The following is a 13,229-nucleotide window of genomic DNA, read 5'->3' as shown; positions in this document are numbered from 1 at the left end:
ATAGAAGTAATGAAAATTGGAGCTAGATTTTTTATCGTACTAATTTTAATACTTGTAACTGTTCAGTTAGAAGCACAAACTAAAACTATTTCTTTTGAAGAAATCCTTAAAGAAGGTTTTAAAAATAATTATGAGATAAAGTTAGAAAAGCTGAATGTAACTAAATCCAATTACTCACTATTAAGAGCAAATGGTTTTTTAAACCCTTATATAGATTCAGAAGTTGTTTACGGTTCTGGAATAGATCCAACCATTACAAACAATGGAACCCAGTATTTTCAAAGCAATTTAGTGATTCCTACTAAATTTGGAATTGATTTTTATTCAGGTGCTAGATTAGAAAGGACAGACTTAATACAAGAGAGTATTATATTAAACAGTTCTGGAGCTTGGGTGGGAGCCACAATTCCACTATTACGAGGTCTGGGAAAAAACAGTCAAGTAAATGCATTTATAGAGACTTCTAAAATAAATCAAAAAGCTTTAGACGAACAATTCTCAAATCAAGTTTTAACTTACTTTAATGATTTGCTTTTGTCATATTTAACGCTCAAGGAGAACAAAAAGCTGTATGCTATAGAACAGATGACTCTTCAAGAAGCAAAAAAGTATAAAAAGGATATTTATGAACTAGCTAAAAACGATGTAATTCCTTTGGTGGAAAAAAATAGAGCTGACGCTTTGGTAGAACAGAAACTACAACAGCTGACACTGGCTAAACTTGAAACTTTTGGAGCTTATTATCAAACAAAAATCCTTTTAGGAAATGACAATAAAACAACGCAAGATTCTATTCCTGACCTAGCTGATGAAATTCCAGATCCAGATAAAGAATGGTTAATCCGATATATTACAACTAGAAAATCTGAACTAACAACTCTTTTAAAGAATACACCTCAATATAAAAGTATAGCCCTAAGAGTTGAAGAAAATGAAATATTACTTAAGAACGCTAAGAATCAAAAAAGAAATCAATTGGATCTTGATATTAAAGTAGCTCGCTTTGGACTAACACAAAACGGAAGCTTTAATTTAGGAAATACCTTGAGAAGTACTTATCCAGGTTATAGCGTTTTAGTTTCCTTAACTCATAATTTTCCAATTAGAAATCAAAAGCAAAAAGGAGCATATTTAGAGCAATTAGTAGAAACAGATAGAACCAAAACATTTTTAGAGCAATTTCTTTTCGAGAGTACCATAAATGCTAAGCTAAACATGACTCTGTTGGAACAAAAAATTAATTTGTACGAACAAACAAAGTTGATTGTTGAGTTAATGAAACGAAACTATCAAGATGAGAAAGAAAAATTTAAATTAGGTAACGCAACTCAAATCGATGTTACCATTTCTTTTGATAATTATTTTAAGGCACTAAAATCACTTAACAACTTAAAATATGAAATATGGAAAAACTTTGTAAATCTTAAATTCATATTAGGAGAATTACCCAACAATCAACAAGAGTTAAATGAATTCACATTGCTTAATTTTTTTAAGTAAAAAAAGCAAATATAAAATTAGGTATTTCTACTCATTTATAATCTTGCATATTACCGTAAGTTAGAGTATATTTTTAGTATATAATTCCTATTAAAAAATAATAGTAAAAAGATAAAAGAAATTAACTTGAAAAATAGGTTCCCCCCAATACACTATAGCATATGTAATCATGCTCAGCTCAATCCTTTAAAGGAAGCAGTTGTCTGCGGCAATACAAAAGTTTCATATCAAGAATTAAAGAAAAAAGTTAATGCGTTAGCATTTAATCTTCAACAAAATGAAATAAAAAAAGGAGACGTAATTGCTGTCTTACTAGAACCAAGTATAGAATTTATTATAAGCATACTAGGTGCTTTTAAAGCAGGAGCGGCATATATACCTTTGTCAACTTCCTTTCCTACAGAGAGAATAGAAAGTATCTTAAAAACATCGGGAAGTAGATTGATTATTTCTGATAAAAAGAATCAAAAACTATTAGAAAATACTTCTTGTAAGCATTTAATTTATGAAACATTAGACTTTAAAGAGCAAGAATATAAAGTTGATGTTGATATTAGTGGAGAAGATTTAGCTTATATACTTTTTACCTCCGGATCAACAGGCGTTCCGAAGGGAGTTGAAATAAAACATAAAAATCTTTCATATTATACTTCTTGGACTACTAGTTTTTTTAAGAATTCGTTAAAAAATAAATTACCACTAAGTTCAGATATTAATTTTGCTGCAGCTGTATCGCAAATTTTCTCTTGTTTATCAGCAGGCGAGACCCTGCACATTGTTCCAAATCTTCTAAAAGATCCAGAACATCTGTTTAAGTGGTATTCAGAAAACCCAGAATACGGATTATACTGTGTGCCTTCAGTTTGGTCTTTAGCTATAGAATGGTTTAAGAAAAATAAAAATAAACAAAGCTTACAATCACCCAAGGCTTTATTCTTATCAGGAGAAGATGTTTCTCAAAGTCTTATTCATCAGACGCAAAAGCTTTTTCCTAAAATTCCTATTTGGAATTTATACGGGCCAACTGAAGCTGTAGCTAATTTGAGCTTTAAAAAAGTTACTGGAGAGAATGATATTTCTATAGGTAATCCTTTACCAGGAACAAATTTTTATGTCATAAAAGAAGACGGAAGTGAAGCAAAAGTTGGAGAACAAGGATTCTTATATGCTTCAGGACCTGGTATTTCTAGTGGTTATTTACACAATAAAGAATTAACTCAAAAAACGTTCTTTAAATATGAATCTCAGAAGAACGGAGTTGTAGATGTATACAATACAGGTGATTTTGTTTCAAGAATTGAAGAAGATGAATACAGATTCTCTGGAAGAAAAGACCAGCAAATTAAAATTAACGGACAAAGAATAGAATTAGGAGAGATAGAGAATACATTGGCAAATCATCCTTTGGTTTCAAAAAATGTGATTCTTTTTCTAGAAAAAAGCATTATTGCTTATATAAAACCTGAAGAGAAAAAACCTAGCATTCAAGAATTAAGAAATTATTTGTTGAATTTTTTGCCTAGCGCAGCTGTTCCAGAAAAATGGTCTTTTATTGATGAATTTCCAGTATTAGCAAATGGTAAAATAAATAGAAAGTTACTTCCCGAAATAGAATATATAAGGCCAGAATTAGATAATAATTATATTCCTCCATCAAACAAAGAAGAAGAAAAAATTATATGCTTATATGAAGGAATCCTTAATGTGGAGAAAGTGGGAATGCACGATAGCTTTTTCGACTTAGGAGGAAATTCTCTAAAAGCAATTTCATTACTAATTGAAGTAGAAGAAACTTTCTCTCAAAAAATTAGTTTTCAGCATTTTTTCGAGAACCCATCACCGGCTGCATTGTTAAAATCATTTTCAAAAGAACAGTATTTAAAACCTATTTTTCAAGATTTTAAAACAAAAAGATCAGAAAAAATGCAATTGAGTATTCCTCAAAGATCATTGTTTTTCTTTCTGCAAGCAAATCCTCTTAATACATCATATAATATTGCATATTCAATTAAGTTAAATGGCAGTCTAGATGTAGACAGATTAGAAGAAGCAATTAGAGTTATTATTAAGAAAAATGAACTCCTATCTTCTAAATTAATTATTGATGATGGACAACCATACTTTATTCAAGAAGAGAAAGACTTTAGTTTAAATCTTGAGACTTTAGAAGATATAGTACCTTCAGAACAACAATCGTTTATTGATACTAGTATCTCTAATATAGCTTCCATACCTTTTAGCTTTGATGACCATTTGTTCAAGTTTAAACTGTACAAGATTAGTTCAAACAAATACGTGTTAGGCTTTGTGATCAGTCATCTTATTTTTGACGGAGAGTCTTTACCAAATTTTATTACTCAATTAACTCACTATTATAGTTCTAATAAATCAAATGAACCTAGTTTTTCTTCAATTTCATTCTCTGAAATTTCCTTCTTAAGAAATGAATATGAAAAAACAGAAAACTATAAAGAAAGTCTTGGTTTCTGGAAACGTTATTTAAAAGGAGTAAAGGCAATTAATGGTTTGCCTAAGATTTATGAAGACAAAACCACTAACTCTTTCGAATCTGAAACAGTACTTGCCAATATAGATCCAAATTTCAGAAAGAAACTAGCCCAAATATCAGCTCAAAAAGACATTACACTTAACATGCTGTTCTTAAGCGCTTTCGCTTCTACTTTGTATAGAATTGGAAATCAAGAAGAGTATTTGATAGCGATGCCTTTTTCAAATAGATTATCCAAAGCAGAGCAAAATAGTATAGGATACCTTTCTAATACTTTGTATCTAAGAACAAAATGCAATGCAGAAAAATCATTTGACAAATTAGCAAATGAAATAAAAGCAGATACGATTAGAATATTAGATCACCAGCAAGTACCACTTGATGAGTTGGTTAAAATTCTCAGAAAAGAAGGAGTAAACCTAGCCTTAAGCGCATTTAAACAGTTATTTGCTTATCATCAAACAGATACATATTCGAGTCAAACAGATGAATTGCAAATAGAATCGAAAGAAGTAACAAATGGTAATGCAAAATGTGATTTACAATTCGAGTGTTTTGATAATTCAGAGTCTATTACACTTAAAGTCACCTATGATAAAGCAGTAATAGATGAAGCTTTCGCATTACAATTTGTAAGACTTTTGAAACAAATTTTACAAAATGTTTTAGAAGATTTTGATTCCAAGATTGGTGAAATTCCTAAAATGTGGACTTCAGAAAAAGAAGAAGTACTAAGAAAAAGCTTAGGAACTCAAATAAACTTTGACTCAGAGTTAACTTTATTCAACTTATTTGAAGCAGCCTGCGAAAAGCATAAAGATTTACCTGCGGTTAATTATTATGATAAAGTGCTAACTTATAAACAAGTAATGGATAAAATTGCTCTTACTGTTGAGCATCTTAAAACTTTGAATCTAAACAAGGAACATCCAGTAGCTATTTATATGGATCATACACCAGAGATGATAGTTGCGATGTTAGCCATGGCAGCAAGTGGAGTTCCGTATATTCCAATAGATCCAACCTATCCAAAAGCACGTAAAGAATATATAATACAACATGCCGGAACCAATTGTGTACTTACTACTTCAGACCAATCTACAAGTTTTTTAAATGATGATATAAGAATTGTTTTTATTGATGAAACTCTTAAAGAGGAAGTTCAAGTAAATAATATAAAGTCTACTGTAGATAAGAACGATTTACTCTATTTAATATATACTTCTGGGTCTACTGGAAACCCTAAAGGAGTAATGGTTCCTAACAAAGGAGTTGCCAACTACTTATTGTGGATGCAAAAAACTTTTGATGTTACAACAGAATCTATAATATTAGGAAAAACGTCCATTAGTTTTGATATTTCAGTATGGGAATTATTTCTTCCATTAATCTCAGGAGGAACACTAGTCCTTAAAAAAAGAGCAGATATCGAATCTCCAGAACAAATAGCATCAACCATTAATTCTAAAGAGGTTACCATTGCTCAATTTGTGCCTTCTGGATTAAGGTTATTTAACAATGCTAAAATGTTTTCATCAGTACCTACATTAAAAAAGGTGTTTTGTGGTGGAGAAAAAATGCCTATTGATCTTAAAAAAGAAGTTACAAAAGAGTTTTCAGGTACGCTACATAATCTTTATGGACCAACAGAGGCCAGCATTTTCATGTCTCATTATCAATGCGTAGAAAATCCAAAATACAATAGTGTTCCTATTGGGAAACCTATTTTGAATAGTAGCATGTATATTTTGGATGACGAGAAAAAATTAGTGCCAAGAGGCATTCCAGGACATATTTACATTGGAGGTGAAATCCTAGCAGAAGGATATTGGAAAGATATAGAAAAAACAGAAAAAGTTTTTGTAAAACCTTCTGATGATATTTCCGATAAAGTTATTTATAAGACAGGAGATATTGGTAGAATGATGATGGATGGAAATTTTGAATTCCACGGAAGGAATGATCATCAAATAAAGATTAGAGGATATCGAGTTGAATTAGGTGAAATTGAAGCGGCAATCCTTAAATATTCTGGAATAAGAGAAGTGGTTGCATACAAACATCAACAAGATATTGATGATGAAAGACTCAATGCTTTGATTATAGCTGAAACATTTATAAATACAGATGATCTAAAAAGAACATTAAGTCTACTCTTACCAAAATACATGATTCCGTCATTTATCTATCAAGTAGACACAATTCCAAAGTTGCCCAATGGAAAGATAAACTTTAAAGCTTTGGAAGAAAACAAGCAGAAAAAAACAATGAACAATACACAAAATAAGAACTCAAATGAAAACGATGTTGAGGCCACTATTTATAAAGTTTGGACTGAAGTAATTGGCCATGACGACTTTTCAATGACTGATAATTTCTTTGACGCTGGAGGTCATTCAATTCTATTCTTAAAAATAAAAGACAAGCTAGAAAAAGTATTGTCTATGGATTTTTCAATTATAGAATTATATCAATATCCAAACATTAAATCGCTAGCCGAAGAATATCGAAAAAGATACGCAAACTTAGCTTCTGATAAAGCAAAAGCTATTAGAAGTAGAATTCAACTTAAAAAACAATCTTATGGAAGATCAAGGAGAAAATAAGGACAAAATTGCTATTGTAGGTTTAGACTGTCGTTTACCTGGAGCAAATAACACACAAGAATTTTGGGAAAACTTAGTAAAAGAAAGAGAGTCTTTAGTAGAATTTACTGACGAAGAGTTAGAAGCTGCTGGAGTATCTCCTAAAAAATACAAAGATCCAAATTATGTAAGAAGGAGAGGAATTGTTAGAGACGCTGATATGTTTGATGCAGAGTTTTTTAATTTTACTCCCAGAGAAGCAGAATTGTTAGATCCACAGCACCGTCTTTTTATAGAATGTGCTTGGCATGCACTAGAAGATAGCGGTATAGATCCGTTTAACACTGATAAAAAGATTGCCGTTTTTGGAGGAACAGGTTCACCGTATCATCTTATGGATACTATAGAAAATGAATCTGTATTGAAATACGCCAATGGTACCTCAATTATTACCAGTAACGATAAAGATTATGTAACAACTCGTGTATCCTATAAATTGAATTTAAAAGGACCTAGTATTAATGTACAAAGTGCCTGTTCTACTTCAATGGTAGGTGTTGTAATGGGAATAGATAGTTTGCTTAGTTTCCAATCAGATGTTGTTTTAGCTGGTGGAGCTACAGTAGAACTTCCTGCTACTAAAGGATATATGTATCAAGCAGGTAGTTTAGAATCTCCAGACGGAAAATGTAGAACCTTTGATAAGGATGCTCAAGGAACTGTATTTAGTAGAGGAGGAGGAGTAGTTGCCTTAAAGAGGTTAGAAGATGCAATTGAAGATAAAGATCATATTTATGCAGTTATTTTAGGAGGAGCTATCAACAATGATGGAAATAGAAAAGCTGGTTATACAGCTCCTAGTGTTCAAGGTCAAGTAGAAGTAATTACTGAAGCTTTAGAATTTTCAGGAATAAGCCCAAGATCTATTTCTATGGTTGAAGCTCATGGTACAGCAACACCAGTTGGAGATCCTATTGAAGTTTCATCATTAACAGAAGCCTTTTCTCAATATACAGATGATAAACAATATTGTGCATTAGGTTCAGTAAAAACAAATATTGGTCATACAGATGTTGCTTCTGGAATTGCTAGTCTTATAAAAACATCATTAAGTTTAAAACACGGAATAATTCCAGCATCTTTAAACTATAACGAATCAAATCCAGCAATTAACTTTAACGAAAGTCCATTCTTTGTGAATACAAAAACTAAAGAGTGGCAAAGAAATGGAACACCAAGAAGAGCCCTTATAAACTCTTTTGGAGTGGGAGGTACCAATGCATGTGTTATTCTTGAAGAGCCACCAAAGCCTAAGAAAGAAGAAACAAAAAAACAGTACGATACTTTGTTCCTTTCAGCACATCACAAAGATTCGTTTGAAAATTATTGTAAAGAATTAAAAGATTTCATCGAAACCCAACCAGATGTTAATTTAAATCAGTTAGCACATACATCAAGGGTAGCTAGAAAAGCAATGAAATACAAAGGAGTATTTCCATTTAAAGACCGTGAAGATCTTTTAAAAAGCTTAGAAAAATCATCACCAGTCAAACAAATTACAACTGACAGTAAGGAACTTGTATTTATGTTTCCTGGACAAGGAAATCAATTCATAAATATGGGAAGAGAATTATATCAAAACATTCCAGATTTCAAGGAGTGTGTTGATCATTGTTCTACAATTCTTAAATCGATTATCAATATCGATATCAGAAAAGTTATTTTCCCTTCTGATGAAGATTTTGAAAAATCAAAAAAAGAAATAGACGATACGTATATAACTCAGCCTGCTATTTTTATGATTAGTTATGCTTTGGCTAATACATTACAGAATTATGGTATCAAGCCAGATAAACTAATTGGTCATAGTGTAGGAGAGTATGTAGCGGCTGCGGTTTCAGGTATCATGTCGTTAGAAGATGCTTTAAAAGCAGTAGCTGTTAGAGGTAAACTTGTTTTTGATCTTCCTCAAGGATCTATGTTAGCTGTATTGATGAGTGAAAAAGAATTGTTAAAAATTCTTCCAAAAGAATTGTGCGTTGCCGTTATTAATAGTCCAGAGTTAGTAGTGGTTTCAGGAGAAACAGAACACATAGAATCTTTTGCCAAGAAGTTAAAAGAAGATAGAGTATTCAATAAATTGTTGCCTACTTCTCATGCTTTTCATTCTACAATGATGGAACCTTGTTTAGAAGAATTTAGTGAGTTCTTTAAGTCTGTAACATTAAATATTCCTAAAATTCCTGTGATTAGTACGGTAACAGGTAAATTAATGACAGACGAGCAAGCTCAAGACAGAGACTATTGGATTAACCATGTTATAGATCCTGTTAGATTTGGAGATGCCGCAGATCAGATATTGGTAAACGAATCAGCAGTGTTTTTCGAATGTGGACCAGGACAATCTTTAGAATCGGCAATTAAGAGAAGGCTGAATAAAGAAATGAAACATGCGGTAATTTCAACATTAAATGAAAAATCTGATGCCGTAATTTCTATGGATAATGCAATAGGAAAATTGTGGATGGAGGATATTCCTGTAGACTTTGAAGCAAGATTTAATTCTTCAGAGTATGAAAAAATGCCGTTTCCATTACTTCCTTTTAACCGTAAATCATATTTGGTAGATTTCTCTTCAAATACTTCCAATGTTTCAACAGGAGAAAACGAAAAAACTCCTATTGTAGAAGATTGGTATTATACAGCTACATGGAAAAAAACCAGTGCAATAGACTTTCTTCCAAAAATAGAAAAAGAAGAAGTTACTACTTCTGAAAAATGGATTGTTTTTGTACAAGGAGAACTTTCTAAATCTATCGTAAAAAACCTTCAAGAACAAGGCAAGGATTATTATACAGTTCACCAAGGTAAAGCCTACGATCAAGATGGTAGTACCTTTGTAATTGATGTAACAAACAAGGAAGATTATGAAAGAGTTTTTGAAGCTGTTAAAGAAGAGGATACTACCTTAAAAGTAATATACTCTTGGTCTTTTGATGATGATGAGAAAAACGAACTCTCTTTAGAAAATGCACAAGAGAATTTAAATAGTAATTTTTACAATCTCTTGTATTTGCAAAAAGGAATTTTATCCAATAATATTACTGAAAACGTACGACTAGTTTCATTAATTAATGACGGTTTTGATGTTATAGGAAGCGGAATTGCAAAACCAGAAAAAACGTTAGTTGTAGGTCCTACGAAAGTATTATACAAAGAACACTTAGGAATTTCAACTCAATTAATAAATATTACTTCAGTAAAATCGAATTTGGAGCCAAAATTGGCTACACAAATTATAAAAGAAGTAAATGCTGAAACTGATGAGAATATTATTTCATATTCAGGATTGCATAGATGGACTCAGACTTTTGAGCAAATAAAGATTCCAAATGACCCTTCTAAACTCATAAAAGACAATGGTGTATATATCATTACTGGAGGATCTGGAGGTATTGGTAGAGTTTTATCTGAATTAATTGCAAAAAGAGTCAAAGGAGCTACTATTGTTTGGACAGGAAGAAAAGAATTTCCAGACAGAAACGATTGGGCAAAACTCTTGGAAGACAAAAATACAGATGCAGTCTTAAAAGATAAGATTACAACAATTCAAAAAGTTGAAGAACTAGGATCTAAAGTAGCTTACTATAGTGTTGGTGTTTTAGATTTTGATAAGATGAAACAAACCTTTGATGATGTAGAAGAAAAGTATGGTGCCATTAATGGAGTTGTACACTCTGCAGGAGTTGCTGGAGGAGGTGTGGTTGCTTCTATTGAAAATGAAAAAATTACACCAGTTATCAATCCTAAAGTACAAGGAACTTTAATTATTAAAGAACTTTTGAAAGATAGAGAAGTAGATTTTATTCATTTGTATTCTTCAATTACAGCTATTTTAGGAGAAACAGGAAGAGTAGATTATATCTCTGCAAATTCATTTATGGATGCCTGTGCAAATGCACCAGGATGGTTGCACAAATCTGCCGTGGTAAGTTCAATCAACTGGGGTCAGTGGGGTCTTATAGGAATGGCTGCCGATTGGAGGTTAGGAACAAAAAAGAAAAAGAATCAACCACAACACAAAACAATTGGGCACTCAGCTGAGAATCATCCAATTGCTGTGTCATTCTCACATAAAAATGAGAACGAATCTTGTTATAAAGTAAACTTGAATGCTGATAAAAACTGGATTTTCACAGAGCACTTACTAACCAGTATTCCAACAATGGTAGGAACTTCTTATGTAGATACGTTAATGAAATGGAAAGAAGAAGAAGGAATATCGGGTACATTATCGCTTAGAAACACAGAATTCTTATCGCCTTTAATGATGTTAAAAGGAATGCAGAAAGATCTATATCTGTTCTGCGACAAGAAATCCAATGGCGATTATGCATTTGTGTTCAAAAGCATTGCCGAAGGATCTGAAGCAACAACAAAAGAAGGATGGCAAGATCATTTTAGTGGTGAGCTAACATTCAAAGAAAATGCGAAACCTGAAAAGGTGAATACAGCTAAGTTGTTAGAAGAGATGCCTAATTATGATGATGCTAGACATACTTTGGTGCTTACAGATGGAAATAATAAACCAACACTACAGTATAGTAAACGTTGGGATTGTAAAGACAAAACCCATATAGGAGAAAATGAATGGATTACAAAACTTTCATTACACGACGAGTTTAAAGATGATTTCTCTCACTTCTTCTTGCACCCATCTATGTTAGATGTAGCTACTTCTGCACATTTTGCATACATGCAATTAACCAGTAGTTATTTACCATTCTCTTATGGTGAAGTGAATTTATATGCACCTTTTGAACAAGAATTGTATGCATATACCAAAGTTTCTTCAGCAGATCCTATAGAAAATCAACTTGCTTTTGATTTTTATATTGTTAATGCAGAAGGAGATACCATAGCTGAAATATTAAATTACTCTTTTACCAAACTTGCAGATTTATCTAACGATAGCTCAAGTAAAAAAGAAGAAGAAGAACTTGTTGCTGACGCATTAGAAGATGATATTTTACCAGAAGAAGGTGAACAAGTAATAGATACGATGTTGAGTACAGACATATCTCAAGTAATTGTCTATACAATGGACTTACAAAGAGATATTGATGATTCTACACGATCTGTATTAATTCAGAAAAGAAAAGATAAAATATCTAACGTTAAAAAAGTTGAAGACATAGATGATAGACCAGATATTGATGAAGCTTATGTAGCGCCAGAAAATGAAATAGAAATTAACATCGCTATGATTTGGACAGCTATTTTAGGAATCAATAAAATTGGATCAAATGATTCTTTTAATAACTTAGGAGGAAATTCATTGCTAGCTATACAAGTAGTTTCTGGAATTAATGATGAGTTTGAAGTAGCAATCACAACAGACGAATTTGTAAATAACCCAACTATAGCTAAGTTAGCTGAATTAGTACTTGAAAAAATATTAGGAGAACATTCAACAGAAGATCTTGAAAAACTTTTAAACGAATAATTCATGAGTGATTTTTTAAAGAAATTAAAAAGTTTACCGCCAGAAAAACAAGCAGAACTACTGGCGAAACTCACTAAATCAAAGAAAAAATCAGGAAAAAGCGAAATAGATTTTTCTAAAAACTTTCAATATAGTTTTAAGTCAGATATGGCTTTTGATTTTGCTATAGAACAAACCGAAATCTCAGATCCTGGTGATGATCATGTTCAAATTAGAGCTAAAGCTTCAAGTTTGAATTTTAGAGATGTTATGATTGCATCTAAGCAATATCCAAGTTCTCCTGGAGTACCATCAAATATGGGGTCAGATTATGCAGGAATTGTTGAAAAAGTTGGAAAGAATGTTACACATGTAAAACCAGGCGATGAAGTAATATCCTTACATATAGGGCATACCAGACATGATGGCGTAGTAAGAGAAAATTGTCATTTTATTAAAACATTCAATGCTCATAAAGGCGTTGTTTGTCTAAAACCTAAAAACTTATCTTTTGTAGAAGCGTGTTGTGTGCCAACAGTATTCTTAACTGCATACATAGGTTTAATTAAGTTAGGAGGTTTAAGCAAATCTCAGAATGCATTAATTCATACCGCATCAGGAGGAGTTGGATTGTCTGCTATTCAGATAGCTAAATGGAAAGAAGCTAATATTTTTGCTACTGCAGGAACCGAAGAAAAAAGAGAACATTTAAGAAACAATGGTATTAAAAATGTGTACGATTCAAGATCTATAGACTTTGCTAAGATTTTAAAATCTGAAAATACCGAAATGGACATTGTTTTAAATACTCTAGCAGGAGAAGCAATGTTTGAAAGTGTAAAACTGTTAAAATCATTTGGAAAGTTTATTCATATCGATAAAAAAGATATCGCTAATGATACCGCTTTTGGAATGAAGTTGTTTAGAAACGGAATTGTATTTCAGTTTTTAGATATCTCATTATTGTTTTTTAACCCAAAAGAGATTTATGAAGCTCTTGAAGAAATAGTAGAATTATTTGAAGAAGATGCTTTTAAAGCTATTTATCATACAGTATACCCTATACAAGACTTAAAAAAAGCTATTACAGCAATGTCTAGAGGAACTCATATTGGTAAACTGGTTGTGAAGTATGATTAAAAAACAAAAA

Annotated in this window: 4 protein-coding genes; all 4 read left to right on the top strand. The window is 31.7% G+C overall.

Translation table 11 applies throughout. The features are described 5' to 3' along the window. Positions 1 to 9: 9 nt before the first annotated feature. Entirely contained in the window at positions 10 to 1,500 is a 1,491-nt protein-coding gene (locus tag AAON49_RS04145; protein ID WP_349552851.1) for a TolC family protein, read from the top strand. Positions 1,501 to 1,626: 126 nt separating this feature from the next. After that, on the top strand, positions 1,627 to 6,615 hold the full coding sequence (locus AAON49_RS04140; protein WP_349552850.1) for a non-ribosomal peptide synthetase: 4,989 nt from the start codon (positions 1,627 to 1,629) through the stop codon (positions 6,613 to 6,615). After that, the gene (locus tag AAON49_RS04135) at positions 6,593 to 12,100 is read left to right on the top strand and encodes an SDR family NAD(P)-dependent oxidoreductase (protein WP_349552849.1); all 5,508 of its coding nucleotides are present in this window, start codon (positions 6,593 to 6,595) and stop codon (positions 12,098 to 12,100) included. The genes AAON49_RS04140 and AAON49_RS04135 overlap by 23 nt, the downstream gene beginning before the upstream one ends. Positions 12,101 to 12,103: 3 nt before the next feature. Further along, the gene (locus tag AAON49_RS04130; protein ID WP_349552848.1) at positions 12,104 to 13,219 is read left to right on the top strand and encodes a zinc-binding dehydrogenase; all 1,116 of its coding nucleotides are present in this window, start codon (positions 12,104 to 12,106) and stop codon (positions 13,217 to 13,219) included. Positions 13,220 to 13,229: the final 10 nt, after the last annotated feature.

It is taken from the genome of Pseudotenacibaculum sp. MALMAid0570 (genome assembly GCF_040151415.1).
GTDB lineage: Bacteria > Bacteroidota > Bacteroidia > Flavobacteriales > Flavobacteriaceae > Polaribacter.
The sequence above is the reverse complement of the archived record's forward strand: the minus strand, read 5'-3'. Positions and strand labels throughout refer to the sequence as shown.